This is a genomic window from Paenibacillus durus (assembly GCF_000756615.1).
Classification (GTDB): Bacteria; Bacillota; Bacilli; order Paenibacillales; family Paenibacillaceae; genus Paenibacillus_AQ; species Paenibacillus_AQ durus.
Genome location: NZ_CP009288.1, coordinates 2,512,128 through 2,531,384, shown reverse-complemented (window position 1 = coordinate 2,531,384; position 19,257 = coordinate 2,512,128). Strand labels below are relative to the sequence as shown.

The 19,257-nt window shown below is 46.6% G+C and carries 1 protein-coding gene; it reads right to left on the bottom strand.

All coding sequences use genetic code 11. The annotated features are described in order from the left end of the window. Window positions 1–54: 54 nt before the first annotated feature. Entirely contained in the window at window positions 55–19,212 is a 19,158-nt protein-coding gene (locus PDUR_RS10850; RefSeq protein ID WP_042206284.1) for a non-ribosomal peptide synthetase, read from the bottom strand. Window positions 19,213–19,257: the final 45 nt, after the last annotated feature.

Here is a 19,257-nt window from a genome sequence, read left to right as displayed (position 1 = left end):
CTTTCATCTTAAAAAAGTTGGCGTTTTTAACACGAAACGCCAACTTTTAAGATGTTACAATTTAATGCTGGCCAACAAATCATTAATGAGCATTGCATTCTCCTTAACAATGTCAGGATAAGCCTTCGCAATCATTTGCATGTGGCTTCCATGGCCTCGGATAATTTTAAATTGCTGTGTTGTTGCATTTTTCCAAAGTGCTTTTTGAGCATTTGAGCCCGCGTCACCGGAAGTAATGTAACTGATATTTCCGTCAATAGATCCGAAGGTAATGGCTTCATGCACATACTTATACGATTTGGTTATCAGCTCCATGAGATAGTCACGGGCTAACTTTTCAAGATCATTATACTGTTCCAGGTCGAACTTTTTATAAAGTTCTTGTCTGAACTGCTCTTCAGTAAGGCGGTTCTCGTCAACAGTTGTCCGGTATCTGGAGTCCAGGATGATTAAATCGCTAACCTCATAACCTTGACGATTCAGTTCTTTGGCAACATCAAATGCAAGAATGCCTCCAGATGAATACCCCAATAAAATGAACGGGCCGTCTTTTTGAATATCTGTCATTATTTTGGCATATTGTTCGATGCGGTCTTCGGATTTAATAAAATTGAAGGTGTAGACCGAGTACAACTCCAGATGCTGCGCCAAGGCCATGTAGGCAATTCCCATAGAAGCCGCGGGAGGGAAACAGAATATGTTTTTGTTGCTCCTGCTTGACCGTGTGAGCTGAATACAGTCTTCCGTATAATCTTCCAACAGATCCTTAGCCTTTTCTATAAAGGCAGCCAAACCGGCAATGGTTGGATTTTCAAATATATTTTTAAACGGTATTCTAAAATTTAATTTTCCGTACATTCTTGAAACAAAAGACATAATGTTTAAGGAATTGGCCCCGCTCTCAAACAAATTGGCATGGATGCTGATCGGTTTGACCGGTAAGATGTCCTCCCAGACCTCGACCAATTGTTCTTCAAGGACGGTACCTGGCGGTATATATTCTTCCCCAACTGTATTTCCTCCGTCCGGCTCAGGCAATGCCTTCAAGTCCACTTTTCCATTAACGGTCAAAGGTAATTGCTCCAATACCACAAAGTAGGACGGAACCATATATTCCGGCAGCTTCTTCAGCAGCATCTGCTTAAGCTCCATCATCTCGCCTTGGCTGTGTACATCCCTTGGCACAATATATGCGCAGAGATAGTGCTGCTGGGTGCGATCGGTTAGTGCCATTACTACAGCGTCCTTGACCGATAGCTGTTGCAGTAGCTGATGTTCAATTTCAGCGGGTTCAATGCGGTACCCTCGGATTTTTACTTGCTGATCGATACGGCCCAAAAATTCCATATTCCCACTTGGCAGCCACTTCACCAGATCTCCGGTACGATAAAGGGTAACACCGTCTAAGAATGGGCTTGGGACAAACCTCTCGGCAGTTAATTCCGGCCGTTGGTAATATCCTTTGGATACACCATCACCGCCAATATACAGCTCGCCAGGCATGCCTGCCGGCAGCAGATGTTTGTTGTGATCCAGAACGTACAGTTGGACGTTGGAAGCCGGTCTGCCAATCGGTACAGATACGCGGTCGTCCTTCTCCGGATCATAGCGATGGATCATGCAGCCAACAACCGTTTCAGTTGGTCCATACTCATTGTATATTTCAATGTGATGACCGAAGCTTTCATATACCGCCCTGGCCAGATCTGACTTCAAATCTTCCCCTCCGACAATCAGCCGTTTAATGCTGGATTGGGTATTATCCATATCTTTAATTAAGTTCAGATGCGAAGGCGTTAATTTGACAATACCCGCTTTATTATCCAGAAATACTTCTCGGACAATAGGCCCGTCCCCATCATTTGGGTATACAACTATTTTATTTCCAGAAATTAATGGTGTAAAGATAGATGTTATCGTCAAATCAAAAGCAAATGATGAATATAAAGCAAAATCAAGCTTGTCATCCTGCAAATAAACGCACTCCGCCCATGTAATATAATTCACAAGTCCTCTGTGTCGAATCATGGTTCCTTTGGGCTTTCCGGTTGATCCGGAGGTATAGATCATATAAGCCACATTTTCCGGTCCGGTCAGTGGTTCCAAAGGTTCGGCAGAATATGTGCTGTAATCAGCATTCAGGAATACAGATTGTTTGCCATTACGAATGAGACCCGTTCCTTTTTCCAATATAAAATGTGCCCCGCAATCCTGCAGTATAAACTCAATTCTGTCAGAAGGATAATCCGGATCAATAGGAACATACGCACCGCCCGCTTTCATAATCCCCAAGATGCCGACAATCATTTCAGGCGAACGCTCAACCATGATACCTACCATGGTGTCTGGGCGCACACCTAAAGATCTTAAGTGTCTTGCCAACTGGTTGGACTTGGTATTAAGCTCCCGATAGGTTAATGTATGCTCTCCAAGTATTACTGCAGTAAGCTCAGGTGTTCTTGCTGCCTGCTCTATAAAGAGCTGATCAATCGTTTTCTCCTTAGGATATGAAACCGTTGTGTTGTTGAATTGCTGCAGCAATACCGCCCTTTCTTCGTCTGCAACCAGTTCGATGTTGTCTATTAATCTGTTGTCATCGTGAACAACTTGTTCCAACACCGATAGTATATGTTTCTCAATATTCAAGATCACTGACTTTTCGTATTTACCCGCATCATATGCAAGTTTTATAAGCAATTGATCACCGGGGATAGCAATGAGATTAAAACCATAGTTAGTTTGCTCCTGGCTATGCACTTCCTCAACTACAAATCCCAGATTGCTCTCGCCGTGCTGGGCAAGACTCTCATCCGCACCATAGTTTTCAAATACCATGACATGATCGATAAGATCCCTTTTCAGGCTGCTTAACGATTGAATTTCGGATAAATTCAAATGATGATACTCATTACTCTCAATCGACTTGTTCTGAATATTTTTCATTAATTGTTTGAAGCTGTGCTGCGGTTCCCAATTAATCCGGGCAGGTATTGTATTTATGAACAAACCAACCATTCTTTCAATGCCAGTGACTGGGGCTTCCCTTCCTGATACAACGGTTCCAAAGACGACATCTTTTGTATCATTATATTTGGCAAGTACAACTCCCCATATACACTGTAAAACGGTATAAAATGTCACATTGTTCCGGTTAGCCAGCCGGTTCATTTGTTGAGTTAGATCTTTAGAGAACCGGATGTGATGTTCTTTATGGCGTACCGTAGGAGCTGGGCTGTTCGCTCTCATTGGAATTTGAGCCTTGTTCTCATAAAATTCAAGGTACCGGCTCCAATAAGATTTAGCCTCTTCTTTGTCCAGTTCCTGCATCCATTGGATATAGTCGCTGTAAGGTGCTGCCTCTTCCAATCTGTATTCCCGCCCGGATGCCTTGCTGCTGTATAAATGAAGCAGTTCACCGAGAATCAGCCCTCTGGCCCATCCGTCAAGCAGAATATGATGGTTACTCCAGATTAGCGTATGCCTGTCATCGTCTGTTCGAATCAGTTGGAACCGGATCAGTGTATCTTGACTCATGTCGAAGCCTCGGCTTCTGTCCTCCCGGGCAATGGCTGCGACGCTTGCTTTGCACTCCTCTATACCTAAATAACGGTTATCCTGGTAAACAAATTCAACGAGCCTATTTTTGATAATGACATTCCGCGGTTCGGAAACGGCATCATATTCGTACGATGCACGAAGTATTTCATGCCTCGTCATAACCTCGTTCAGACTTTCCTTGAGCCACTGTGCATTTAACTCCCCTTTTAGATCAATAATGACTTGTTCAAAATAAGCTCTGCTCTCCTGATCCTCAAGGGTGTGAAAAAGCATCCCACGTTGCATGTTAGCCAGCGGATAGATCTTTTCAACCTGCCAGCCGTTATATTTCTTCAGAATGATCTCCAGTTGTTCCAGGCTAAGCTCCTTATCACCGTAGTCCGATGGTGTTTTCTCTGTAACTTGTCTGCTTAAACAATGGGCTATAACCATTTGAAGTGCTCTTATATACGACTCCGCAAATGCTTTCACCGTATCCTTTCTATACACCTTATGGTTATAAGTCAGATTTACGGTTAATTGTCCCTCAACAACCAGGGCATTTAATTCCATCGGGTTCGCCCGGATTACCGCATTTCCGATCAGTTCCCCTGCAGGCAGCCAGGAAGAATTAAACTGATTATTGTTCATCTCCTGGTCCATCTGACCCAAATAATTGAACAGCAAAGGCGGATTTTCCTCGTGTCTTGAATTTAAATCTTCCGTTAAATACTTTAAAATCCCATAACCGATGCCTTTAAGCGGAACTTTTCTTAATTGCTCTTTTACCCGTTTAATATTCACGCCAATATCGTCATCAGTACCCAAGTCAATAAGTACCGGATACTTGCTTGTAAACCATCCAACGGTACGGCTGATATCCAGATTATCAACCAGATGCTCACGACCGTGACCTTCCATGCTGATTTTGATTTTGTTCTCCCCTGTCTGTTCTCTGACCGCAATTGTCAGGGCAGCAATCAAAATATCATTGATTTCGGTGTTGTATGCATGGTTGGTTTTTCGAAGAAGCTTGTCTGTCTCCTCTTGATTAAGGGAGATACTTAAAAATTGATTATCACCATACCGGAACTCCGATATATCTTCAATTTTGTTGAGAAATACTACTTTTTCCGCAGACACTGCTTTCCAATAATCCTTCTCCCCTTGAAGCTTTCTGCTTTTGGCGTAAGTTTGAAGCATTGAAGCATAGTGCTGGTAAGATTCGGAAACCGGATAGAATGACAGTTCCTGCTTCTCCAATAATTGATTGTAGCCTATTGCAAAATCCTCCAATATGATTCGCCATGACACACCGTCAATAATCAAATGATGAATAATGATAAGGAGATGATCTCCTTGATTTGTTCTGAAGATTGCTGTTTTCACAAGAGGACCCTGCTGAATATTGATTTGCTGATGCAGTCTAGTGGCAACATCTTGCACCTTGATATGAAGATTTGCCTCATCGAGCTCCGACACGTCAACAACGTCCATACTGAACAAATCGGCTTCCATATCCCGGTTAATTTGAACAATATGACTCCGATCAAACCGATAGATCATCCGCAGTGCATCATGATGATACATAAGCTTTTTCATTACACTGCTGACCTTTTCCTGGTCAAATCCATCTTCCCGATACAGTATCACTGCCTGATTGAAATGATCCGCTCCAGAAGTATAGTTCATAAAATACGACTTCTGTATAGGTGTTAAAGCGACTTCGCCTGTAATCATTTCCTGCATTTTCTTAACACGCACTTCGTTTTTTACATATTTGCCCAGCAGTTTGATTTGCGGGTTAGCAAACAGTTCTTTCATAGTCAGCATCATACCTGCTCGGGAGAGCCTGGATATGATCTGCAGTGCTTTTATCGAATCTCCGCCAGCGGCAAAGAAATTATGATTAATACCCAACGGTTTGAATCCAAGCACTTCTTCCCACACAGCTGTCAGTTGCGCTTCCACCTCGTTTCGCGGTGCTTCGTACTCTGCTTCTCCGCCAATACTGATATCAGGTTCTGGAAGTGACTTCAGATCAACTTTCCCATTAGGCGTTAAGGGAAGACGATCCAGCAGCACGAAATAGGACGGTATCATATAGTCGGGCAGTTCACGGCTTAGATGTGACCGCAACTCATCAAATGTTACCGGATTGCCGCTCGTAATATAGGCGCATAAATAGTTTGAACCTTCTTTATTATCTCGTGCAACTATCAGTGCTTCCTGAATCCCCTCCAGTTGGAGCAGTTGTCTCTTAATTTCTTCGGTTTCAATGCGGTATCCCCGTATTTTCACTTGGCTGTCGATCCTGCCGGCCAGTTCCAAACAACCATTGTTTAGCCTTCTGGCCAAATCCCCTGTCCGGTACATAACTTGACCAGGATGAAACGGATCGTCCAAAAATTTTTCACGGGTTAATTGAGTTTGATTGAAATAACCACTAGACACCCCTTTACCTGATACGCACAATTCCCCATATATGCCTTCCGGCAAAAGATTCATATAGGAGTCAAGTACGTACACCCTAGTATTGTCAATGGGCATGCCAATAACAGGACGTTTTGTGAAAGATGCCAGTTCTTGGCGCGATATTTTTTGGTATACAACTCCAATGGTTGTTTCAGTGGGCCCATAGTGATTCATTACCGTGCTGTCCGGATAGCGGCGGTAGAACGTTTCAACATCTGCTGTATTGATTTTTTCTCCGCCTAGAACGACTAACCGCAGCGAACTCTGATGATTCGCAAATGCAGCATCATTGACGATCACATTAAACAAAGACGGTGTCAGCTTGACAAACGTAATGCCCTGCTCCCTGATCATCTTTAATGCTGTTGAAGCATCGGAATATAGTTCCTTAGGCACCAGGTGAAGCTGACATCCCTGCAGCAACGATGTGAAAATACCTGTATATCCTAAATCAAAGGCATACGAAGACATTAACATCGTTTTGTCATCCGAAGAAAGACCGGCCTCCCGTATGAACCAGCGGGTATAATTGACAAGATTACTGTTACGAACAAGAACACCTTTAGGAATTCCCGTTGAACCGGATGTATAAATCATATAAACATTATTGTCCGGAGAGTTCGGAAGCAAAAGGTCACCTGTATCTATGGTGTCTAAGTGCCTATCCCTGAGATCCAGCACCTCTCCACCAAAATAAATGCCTTCAGAAAGAGTCCGGTTCACAAGCAAAATCCGAGCCTCACTGTCCCTGAAAATAACGTTTGTTCGTGCTGTTGTCTGATCAGGATCTATAGGCAAGAACACCGCTCCAGCCTTCAATACAGCCAACATGCTCACAATCATATCGAGTGACGGCTTAATAATTAGAGCCACAATGGATTCCGCAACAGCACCTTTTGCTTTTAACCATCTGGCTAATTGGTTCGATTTGTTGTTCAACTCCTGGTAAGTCAAGCTATACTCTCCGAATACCACTGCCGTATGCTGAGGCGTCCTTTTCACTTGATCTTCAAATAATTGACTTATCGTTTTGTCCTCCGGATCATGAACACGTTTGCCGTTGGACAAGAGTAATAACGATTCGGATTCTTCAGCTGAAAGCATAGAGATTTCTTTTAATTTAAGCACCGGATTTTCGCTGATTTCTTCAAAAATATGAATCAAGTGGCCGACCATTCGTTCTATCGTTTCACGCTTAAACAATTCGGTTGAGTAAGTGAAAATACATTTGATCCGGTCATCTTCTTCAAAGGCGGTCAACGTTAAATCAAATTTAGATAATGCCACATTCATATTGCAAGAACTAAAGGTCAACCCGTCAATAACGAATTCATTGCTTTCGAAGTTTTGCAGCACCAGCATCGTATCAAACAACGCGCTTCTGGACATATCCCTTGTTAAAGCCAGATTCTCGACGAGTTCATCAAACGGATATTCCTGATTCTCATATGCTTTCAGCGTAGTCTCTTTAACTTCGTTTAAATATTCAAGAAAGGTAGAATCACCTGTCGGATTGGTTCTAAGTGCCAGCGTATTGATAAACAAGCCAATAACATTTTTAAGCTCCGGCTGTGAATTGCCGGCAATTGGCGAGCCTATGACGAGATCTTTCTGTCCAGTATAACGAGACAGCAACGTTGAATATCCCGCGAGCAGCAACATAAACATCGTAGCTCCATGCTCCTGTCCTAAACGCTGCAGCCTGCCAGTCAGGCAAGGAGACAATTCAAACGGAAACAGATCCCCTGCATAGCTCCGGTGCTGTGGTCTGGTATAATCTGTAGGTAATTCAAGAACAGGTATATCACCTTCAAAAACATTGAGCCAGTAATCTGCCTGCTGTTTAATTGCAGCTGCTGTGTGATATTCAGCCTGCCATTGAGAGTAATCCTTGTATTGCAATTCCAGCGGCTCCAACTCACGCCCCTCGTATAGTGCAGCAAGTTCCTTAGTCAATATACCCATCGATACACCATCAGAAATAATATGATGCATATCAAATACCAGAATGAACTCTCGTTCATCGATTTTTACAATTTCTACACGCAACAGAGGTGCCTGTGTAAGATCAAACGGACGGATGAACCTTTTATAGCATTCATCTATATTTTGTCCGCCCAGCTCGCTGTACCCTATTGTGAAGTCAGCCCACTGTTGAATTTTTTGTACAGGCTGTCCGTCGATCATATGAAAGGAGGTCCTCAAGGACTCATGGCGGGCAACGAGTTTTTGGAAAGCCTGCTCCAGTCTTGGTACATCCAAGCTGCCGGTTAACCTTATTGCAAACGGCATATTATAGGCCAAGCTATTATCTTCGATTTGGTTCAAGATATACAGTCTTCTCTGCGCCGAAGAGAGCGGATAATAGGGTTTATCCTCCGCTTTGGGTATCGTCAGATATACGCTTGCCTGTGCAGAAGCAATCCATTGTCCCAATCCTTTGATCGTCGGTGTTATAAATACTTGTCTCAGCGGCACCTCTACGCCCATTTCTTTGTGAATTCGGGAGATTAATGCTGCTGCTTTCAAAGAATGACCGCCAACTTCAAAGAAATGATGATTAATCCCGATTTTGTCGGTTTTCAGTATGTCTTGCCAGATGGAAAGCAAGTGTTTTTCAACATTGTTGGTCGGTGCATCATAACCATATTCAGTATTGACACCAACCTCAGGAACGGGCAACGCTTTCCGGTCTACTTTTCCATTTGGTGTCAACGGCAGTTGATCCAGCTGCATAATATATGCCGGCACCATATAGTCAGGAAGATTAAGGGACAATGCATGTCTGATATCCGATATCACCGTATCCGGTTCAGTCCCTTTGAATGTCAAATATGCGCATATATAATCAGACTGTTCCTCGTCTTTTCTCGCAATCACGATGGCATCCTTGACTGGCTTCTGCTTCAGCAATTGATGTTCAATCTCTCCCAGTTCAATCCGGTATCCCCGAATTTTGACCTGATGGTCTATCCTTCCTAAGTACTCCATGTTTCCGTCCGATTGCCACCTGGCCAGATCGCCGGATTTATACATCTTCACTCCCGGATAAAACGGATCGTCTACGAATCTTTCGGCTGTAAGCTCCTCCCGGTTTAAATAACCTCTCGCCAAACCGTCTCCCGCTACGTATAACTCACCCGCACTACCCACAGGCTGAAGATGCCGATACTGATTCAAGATATACGCTCTTAATGTCGGCAACGGCCGACCTATACTGCTTTTGCCCTGCTCCATATCGGCATCTGTTATCTCTTTGTAGGTCACATGAACCGTGGTTTCCGTAATGCCGTACATATTAATCATCTGCATGGAAGGATACCGGAGTGACCAGTCTTTTAATAAACTTGGACTAAGCGCCTCACCACCGAAGATCACTTTACGGACAGCCAAGTCGGCTGTGCTACGGCCCATCTCTTCATGCAGCAGTTTGTAGAAATAGGATGGCGTCTGATTCAGGATCGTCACACCTTGTTGGATTAACAACTGCAGAAATTTTGCTGGCTGGCTGGCCACAGCGTGAGAGACAACAACCAGTTTGCCGCCGTATAGAAGTGCACCATACATTTCCCACACGGAGAAGTCAAAGCAGAAGGAGTGGAACATCGTCCACGTATCCGTTTGGTTAAAATCAAAGCGGTTCCGTTCATTCACCAGCAGGCGAATAACATTTTTATGTTCAATCAGCGTCCCTTTAGGCTTTCCGGTTGTACCCGAGGTGTAAATGACATATGCCAGATGATGCGGCTGGGTGGTACTCTCCAGATTTGTACTGTCGTGGTGATAGAACGACTCATCCTCTAACACGATACACGGCCCAGCGTATAATCCGCGGTTCATCCGTTTTTCCTGTAAAAGGAGCAGAGATGCGCCCGAATCCTCCAGCATATAGCGAATTCGATCATCGGGATATTCTGGATCAATCGGCACATAAGCTCCGCCAGCTTTTAATATGGCCAACAGACCAACAATCATGTCCAGTGATCGGTCTGCCATGATTGCAACGAACTGGTCCGTTCCAATACCCCTGGCTTTGAGCGTTCGGGCTAAACGGTTAGAGCGCTCGTTAAGTTCCCGGTACGTCAGTTTTTGCGTCTCAAAAACAATTGCCGTTTGTTCCGGTGTCCTTTGTGCCTGTTCCTCGAACATTTGATGAATAGTTAAGCTGCGCGGATACTCCGTTTGGGGTTCATTAAAACGCTCAAGAAGCCATTCTCTTTCCTGTCCGGAAACAAGTTCAATGTCTGCAAGCTGCTTGCATTCACCTGAGGATACTTGCTCGGCAACCCAGCGGAGATGCTGCTCTATATTATCAATAACCTGATTATCGTATTTGTTTCCGTCATAAGTGATGACCAAATGCAGTTGTTCTCCCGGTGTTGCTGAAATCATGAAACCGTAATTGCTCTGCTCATCCGCACGCAAGCTCTCAATTTGGAAACCGATGTCTTCATTGGCTTGATGCAGAGCACCGTGATTCACAGCATAATTCTCAAAAACAAAAACATGGTCGATCAGTTCTTTATTCAGTTCACTCAGCGCTTGGACTTCTGCCAGATTCATATAATTGAACTGATTGCTTTCAATCGTCTCCTTCTGTACTTTCCGTAGAACTTCTCCAAAATCCTTGCTGCGTTCCAGCCTGATCCTAACGGGTATGGTGTTGATAAACAGCCCGACAGTCTCTTCTATGCCCTCCACAGGGGCTTCTCTACCGGAAACAACGGTGCCAAATACAACTTCTTCCGTATCATTATATCTGGCTAATACAAGCCCCCACAGACACTGAATGACTGTATTCAAAGTCACACCGTTGGAATTGGCTAATTCAGCCAGTTTCTTCGTGAGGGACCGTCCGAAGGAAACGTTCTTCTCGTTCCGGATATAAGGCAGATTTGTGGTGGCATGGAGTGACCCTGGAATTTGCGCTTGCGTTTCATAACCCTGCAGATAACGGGTCCAATAGGCTCTTCCTTCCTCCTCATCCTGATCAACCAGCCATTCGATATAATGACGATATGGTTTGGGTTCCTTAAGCTGGTGAGGAACGCCTTTGATCTTTGCTCTGTAAAGCTGGAATAACTCCGTCAGAATAATTCCCAGACACCATCCGTCCAGCAAAATATGATGATGACTCCATACCAACGTGTAGGAGCTGTCATCCTTGTGGAAGAGGGCGACGCGCATTAGCGCTTCTCTGCTTAAGTCAAATCCTTTTCCCTTGTCCTGCTTCAAATATTCTTCGATTGCTGCAACGGATTGGATAGAGTCCATCGTCCGCAAATCCATCCATTCAAATACAACATCCCGGTGCCTTATAATAATTTGCCGAGGCTCCTCAACATGTCTGTATTCAAAGGAGGCTCTTAATGCTTCATGCCTGCTCATAATTTCATTGAAGCTGTGCTGGAGGGCCTCTGCGTCAACAAATCCTTGTATATCCATAACGGTCTGCTGAAAGTAAGCGGTTGAATTCGTATCTTCCATAGCATGGAAGATCATGCCCTGCTGCATGTTGGTTAAAGGATAAATCCGCTCAATCGTATTATCACTGTATGCTGTCTTAATACGTTCGAGTTCATCCAAAGTTAAACTTGTATCGCCATAATCAGAAGGTGTTTTTTCCGTTTCAACTTTATTTACGCAATGATTAACAATGGTTGTGATGGACTGGATATACGTCTGAAGAAGATGCTGAACAACCGATTCACTGAATTGCGCCTCGTTAAATGTTGTATTGACAATCAATTCGCCGTGCATTACAAAAGTATTGAATTCAATAGGATTGTTTCGAACAATGTTGCTGCCGATGCTTTCCCCCGAGGAGAACCGGGATTCCCGGAATATTCCCTCACCCTGCATCGTACCATCCATCTCCCCTATGTAGTTAAAAGCGACAGGTGCACGCTCTTCATTCTGCAGCTCCGGTACCCGGGTAAGGTACTTTAGCACCCCGTAGCCAATGCCCTTGTTCGGCACTTTCCGCAATCCTTCCTTAATCCGCTTGATCGTCTTGGACAATTCGTCCTGTTCCTCGCCTTCCAGTACCACCGGATACATCGTCGTGAACCAGCCCACCGTCCGGCTCACATCCATTCCTTCCAGCACATCTTCCCGGCCGTGACCTTCCAGATTGACTTTCAGCCGCTGCTCTCCCGTCAGCTCCCGTACTGCAACATACAGCGCACTCAGCAACAAATCATTAATTTCCGTCTGATACGCCCGATTGCTTTCCCGCAACAGTTGCAGCGTCGTTTCTTCCCTCAGGCTGCTCTGGATCGTCCGGCTGTTTGCGAACGTATCCGGTTCCGGCACAACCTGTCCCGGTATAAAGCGGGTCTTGACTGCCGCCAGCTCCGTCCAGTAGGCACGCTCTTTCTCCGCCTGCTTGCCCAGCGCGTATTCCTTCAGCTCCCCCGCAAAGCGCTGATAGGAATCCGTCTTGAAGCCGATGTCCAGCGGCGCGTCTTGCTCTGCCTGTCTGTAGAGCAGTTCAAAATCCTCAAGCAGAATGCGCCAGGATACCCCGTCCACTACTAGATGGTGGATGGCGATAAGCAGGTGGTCGCCGTCTTCGGCCCGAAACAAACCTATCTGAACCAGCTTTCCTTCTTCAATGGCGCTGGCTTGCTGGATTTTCGTGGCAATCTCGTAGACCTGCCGCTCCTGATCATCCATTCCCCGAACGTCATAGCGGTGTAGACTAAACATCCGCTCTCCCGCTCTACGGTTGATTTGCCTGATCTCTCCATCCTGCTCTGCATAGATCATCCGCAGCGCATCATGGTGCGCCAGCAGTTGGTCGAAGACCTGCTCGATTCGGGATGCTTCGAATCCTTCCGCCCGGTGCAGCATGAACGACTGTGTGAAATGGTTACGCTCCTCGCGGTTTTGCTGGAAGAACCACTGTTGAATCGGTGTGTACTCCACCTCTCCTTCCACGCTTTCTTCCGTTCGCCGTTCCCGCTGTTCCACCTTGACATAAGAGGACAGATCTTTAATTTTCGGATGGGCAAATAAATCCTTAACCTCCAGCCGGAGACCTGCTTTGGCGAGCCGCGACCCAATCTGGAGCGCTTTGATGGAATCGCCCCCGGAGACAAAGAATTGATGGTTGATCCCAATATCTTCAATCCCGAGCACTTCGCGCCACACGGAAACAAGCTTTTCCTCCACTTCATTACGCGGCGCTTCATAATCCGGTCCTGACCGCAAACTCCGATCCGGTTCCGGCAGGGACTTCCGGTCCAGCTTGCCGTGGGAAGTCAGCGGCAGCTGTTCCAACTGTATTACATATGCAGGAATCATGTACTCTGGCAGCTCCGCTTCCAGTAGCTCCCTTACAGCTGTTGTCGTCCACACATCATCCGAGATGAGATAGGCACATAAGGAGCTAACGCCCTGCCGGTCCTCGTGTGCAATGACCACTGCCTCACGGATCGCCGGATGCTTCAGGAGCTGCTGCTCAACTTCGCCCGGTTCGATCCGGTAGCCCCGGATCTTAACCTGTTGGTCGGCGCGTCCCATAAAGACCAAACTGCCATCGGGCAGCCAGCGCGCCAGATCTCCGGTCCGGTACATTCTGCCCCCGGGCTCATATGGATTGTCCACGAACTTCTCCGCCGTCTGCACCGCGTTGTTCAGGTAGCCGCGCGCCAAACTGTCGCCCGCAATATACAGTTCTCCGGTCACACCCACCGGACAGAGCTGCCGGCTTCTGTTCAGGATATAGATCCGTGTATTGGGTACCGGCTTGCCAATCGGGATATTCCCTCCTGCCCGGTCGATCAGCTGGCTGGTGGTTACGACTGTATTTTCGGTTGGCCCATATGCGTTCACTACCGGATAATGCGGCAAGGTGCTCAGCTTCAGCTGCTCTCCTCCAGCAATCAGCAGGCGTAGGGATTCATTCGGCTGCCCAATAAAGGCTTCGCACACTTTGCAAGGAAACGTCGCCAGCGTGATGGATTGCTCGTTCATATAAGCATTAAGCCTACTCAAATCCAGGCGCAATTCAGCCGGAATGACATGCAACGTTGCGCCCATCATCAGCGCCGGGAAAATTTCGCTGATCGAAGCATCAAAGGTAATCTGCAAATAGTTGGATACCCGATCCTGTTCCGTTATGTGCTGAGTCTTGGCATACCCTTGGCAAAAGTTAGCAAAGGCACCGTGCTCCACCAAAACACCTTTAGGCAGTCCGGTGGAACCTGACGTATAGATAATATACGCAAGGTCCTGCGGATCATGGTCAACCTTATTGGCAGCAGCAGAGGTCTGTGCCGAAGCTTCCTGAACCGTCTGCATCGTCAGGATCGAGTCGTCGATGACGAGGGTCTCACAATCCCTGCTGGCCTTACCCACCTTATTTACCAAGTGGCCCTGCGTCACGACCAGCTTGGCCCCGCTGTCCTCCAGCATGTAACGGATCCGTTCTTCCGGAAACGCCGGGTCCAGCGGCAGATAGGCCCCGCCGGATTTTAGAATGCCGAGCAGCCCGGTCACCATCTCCAGGGAGCGGTCGATCATGATGCCAACGGGCGTCTCCCGTCTTACGCCCCGGGCCCGCAGCAGCTGAGCGACGCGATCAGCCTGCTCGTTCAGCTCCCGGTACGTCAGCTGCTCGCCTTCGAACACGACAGCTGTATGGTCGGGTCTGCGGTGAGCCTGATCTTCAATGAATTGAGGAACCGCTTGATCACGGGGATATTCCCTCGCGGTATCATTAAAAACATGCAGCAGCATTTGCCGTTCCTCGTCCGAGACAAGATTAATCTCGCCGAGTGGACATTCAGGTTGTCGTACGATTTCAGTGAATAAACGAATTAAATGTCCTGACATGCTCTCTATCGTTGTCCGGGAAAACAAGTCGCTGCAATACTCCAATTCTAATTCCAGTTCGCCGTCTTTTTCGGTAGCTATAAGAGTCAAGTCGAATTTGGCTATCGGTAATTCACTTTCGTACGGTTCAATCTGTAATCCTGAAAGCTTTTCATTTGGATGATCCAAATTTTGCAGGACAAACATGGTGTCAATTAATGCATTTCTGCTTCTATCTCTGTGAAGATTTAATTTATCAACAAGTTCATCAAACGGGTAATTCTGATTTTCGTAAGCTTTCAGCGAATTTTCCTTCACTTGCTTCAAAAATTCGGTAAATGGCAGATTGAAACGCGGGAAATTCCTCATGGCCAGCGTGTTTACAAATATCCCGATGATCGGCTTCAAATCCTCATGCACTCGTCCGGCAATCGGTGAACCAACAATGATATCCTCCTGGCCCGAATATTTTGCAAGCAGCGTCGTGTATCCTGCCAACAGCAGCATATACAGAGTCGCTTCATGATCCCTGGCCATTTGATGGAGCTGTCTTAAGATCTGAGGATCTAGGTTAAAGCGAATTCGGTCTCCTTTGAAACTGTAGGTTTTCGGTCGCGGCCAATCTGCGGGCAGCTGAAGAACAGGAATCTCGCCTTTGAACATGTCCAGCCAATACTTTTCCTGCTCTTTCATGGCATCCTGCAAGAACCATTTTTTTTGCCACTCGGAATAATCCTTATATTGCAGCGGTAAAGGGGGCAATTTTTTTCCATCATAAAGCGCGTGGAATTCCTGGGTCAAGATCCCCGTAGACACGCCGTCCGCAATAATATGATGCATATCCATAACCACGATTTGATCGTGTTCACTCATTTCAATAATTTCGACACGCAAAAGAGGCGCTTGATCCAATTCGAAAGGACGAATCATGCTTTGAATAGTCTCATCCAGAGACTCCTCTCCCAAATGTCTTCTACCTATGGTAAAAGGGACATCCTGCTCTATTTTTTGAACAGGTTCACCGTCTATCAATAAAAAAGAAGTTCTGAACGCTTCATGTCTGTGCACGAGTTGTCTGAAAGCATGCTCAAAACGCGCAATATCCAAGTACCCTTTGATCCTCATCACGGCAGGCATATTGTAGGATGTTCCCGCATCCGCGATCTGGTTCAAGATATGCAGTCTTCGTTGAGCAGACGACAGAGCATAATACGGCTTATCTTCTGCTTTTTCGATCGATGAATACGCATGTTCTTTAGCCGAATGGATATATTCCGCGATTCCTTGGATGGTCGGCGTAAGAAAAATCTGTCTTAAAGGTACGGCGACTTGAAGTTCTTTATGAATTCTAGACGCTAAAGTTGTAGCTTTCAGCGAATGTCCTCCCACTTCAAAGAAGTGGTCATGAATACCAATTGACTTGGCACCTAATACCTCTTTCCAGATCTCTAAAACACGGTGCTCCAGCGTAGTACTCGGAGCCGCATATCCGCTTTCGGCGTGTGCGCTAGCGTCAGGCTCCGGCAGGGCTTTCCGGTCCACCTTCCCGTTGGCTGTCAGCGGCAAGTGGTCGAGCAGAATGAAGTAAGCCGGAATCATGTAACCCGGCAGGCGGCTTCCCGCGTATGCCCGGATCTCCGTTCGGCTCAGCTCAACCGCTGCAGTTACGTACGCGTAAAGTACATCCTGACCGGCCGGATCTTTCCTTGCCAGCACGATGGCTTCCCGGATGTTCTCATGTTCCAGCAGAACCTGCTCGATTTCCCCGAGCTCGATCCGGTAACCCCGCAATTTGACCTGATGGTCCATTCTCTCCAGAAATTCGATCTGTCCGTCCGGCAGCCAGCGAACCCGGTCTCCGGTCCGGTACATCCGTCCCCCCGACTCGAAGGGATGAGGCACAAATTTGGTAGCCGTCAGTTCTTCGTTATTTAAATATCCCCGGCTTAAGCCGTCTCCGGAAATACACAGCTCTCCAGGCACTCCCGGAGGCACGAGCTGCTGATTCCGATCAACGATCCATACCGATGTATTCGCAATCGGCTTCCCGATCGGAAGGCTTCCGGCATCCTCATCGATTTCATTGATAGAATAGTAGGTGGTAAATACCGTGCTTTCCGTCGGTCCGTACACATGAATCAGCTTGTCCGGGCCGAGGCTTGCCAGCGCCTTTCTCGCATGAATGACCGATCCGCGCTCCCCGCCGAATAACAGCTTGCGGAGCCCTTTCAGGCAGTCTGGCTCCCGGTCCACCAGCACATTGAAGAGTGCGGTGGTCATGAACGCCACCGTAATGTTCTCCCGGTTCATCACTTCCGCCAGCTTAGCTATATCCAGCACCGTCTCCTGTTCAATCAAAACCAGCCGGGCTCCGTTCAGCAGAGCACCAAAGATATCAAAGACCGAACCGTCAAAGGCATAATTGGATAGCTGCAATACCGCGTCTTCCTGGCGAATCGTGATATAATCCGTCTCTTGCACGACGCGGATCGCATTGGCATGGGAGATCATGACGCCCTTCGGCGTTCCCGTTGAACCGGAGGTGTAAATGATATACGCCAAATCGTCCGCACTGCCAGTCTCCGGCTCCCGGCCCAGCTTCGCGGCAGCCATGTCCTCTTCATCCGAGTCCAGCAGCATCGCCTCTGTCCCGGATGGCAGGCCGGTCATCCACTGCTGTTGAGTCAGCAGCAGTGCCGCCCCGCTGTCGTGCAGCATATGCTCGATCCGTTCGCTTGGCCATTCGGGATCCATGGGAAGATACGCCGCACCCGACTTCAAAATGCCGAGAATACCCACGATCATGTCAGGCGAACGCTCTGCCATCAGTCCGATAATGGCTTGGCTCTGAATTCCCCGGGCGCGCAGGCGAGCGGCCAGCCGGTTCGACTTTTCATGCAGCTCCCTGTAACTCAGACGGATATGGCCCATCACCACCGCAGCAGCATCCGGCGTTTTCTCCACCTGCTCTTCGAACAGCTCTGGAATGGTTTTTTCTCTGGGATAATCCGTCTGTTTGCCATGGAACAGGTACCCCAGCTTCTGTCTTTCGTCCTCACTGACCAGAACGATGTCTTTCGCTCGGATCTCTTCGTTAGATGCAATTTGATTCATGACCATCTTCATATGCTTTTCAATTTGATCCATTATGCTTGGCTCGTGTACCTGTGCGTTATAAATAAGGAGCAAGGTTAATTTTTCTCCTAGTCCTGCAGCAATAGTAAAGTGGTAATTTGTCCTTTCATCTCCATTGACTTCCCTTATTTCAAAGCCAAGATCATTTTTCTTCTGCTCCATCGATTTTGAATCAAAGGCGTAATTCTCAAATACGACGACATGATCAAGAAGATCATGTTTAAGCTCGCTCAGTGATTGCACCTCTGCCAGACTCAAATATTGGTAGGACTGGCTTGCCAATGCGTCGGACTGAATTTTTTTCATGAGATCAACAAAGCTTGTATCGCCGTTCATGCTTACACGTGTCGGAATGGTATTGATAAATAATCCCACCATTTGTTCAATACCCTCTACGTTAGCCTCTCTTCCAGAAACAACTGTCCCGAAAACAGTATCATCCCGGTCATTGTACTTCGCCAGCAGAAAACCCCATAAGGTTTGAATGACGGTATGCAAGGTGATCGCATTTCGTTGAGCCATCTTTTTGATCTTATTGGTCAGTTCTTTGGAGAACTCAATCCTTTTTTCTTTTCTTACGAATGGTAAATCCTCGGCTCGTGTATGCTGAGCAGGCAAGCTTGCTTTTTCGTTATAACCTGCCAAATAGTCTTTCCAATAACTAAGCCCGTTTTCTTTGTCCTGATTCTGCAGCCACTTCATATATTCACTATAAGGTCGGACCTCATCTAATTGGGGTTCCTTCCCTTGAGCCTTGCTTGCGTATATGGTCAGCAATTCATTAAATAATATGCCGATGCTCCATCCGTCCAGCACCATATGATGGAATGTCCAGACCATTTTATAATGCTGCTCTTGTATACGGACGAGGCCTACCCTCAGCAGGTTGTCCTTGGACAGGTTAAAACCTGTCCTTTGATCCTCTTTCAGGTATTGCGCAATGAATTGCGTTGGATCCACGTCTGCCGAATCCGTTATATCCATGTATTTGAATTTAATCGTTCTGCGGGTCAGAATGATATGAACGGGCTCGTCCATTTTGGTGTGAATGGAGGCTCTTAATATTTCATGGCGGCGCAGCAGCTCATTAAAACTCTCTTCGAAGATAACAGCATCAACTGCACCATTGATATCCAGAACAGTCTGTTCAAAATAAGCGTCTTCAGCCGGGGTTTCCATCGCATGAAACAACATCCCTTTTTGCATCGGGGACAGCGGATAAATTTTTTCTACTTTTGCCTTCATGGATTGATTTCATCTCCTTATTGGATCATTGCAACGTTGGACAAC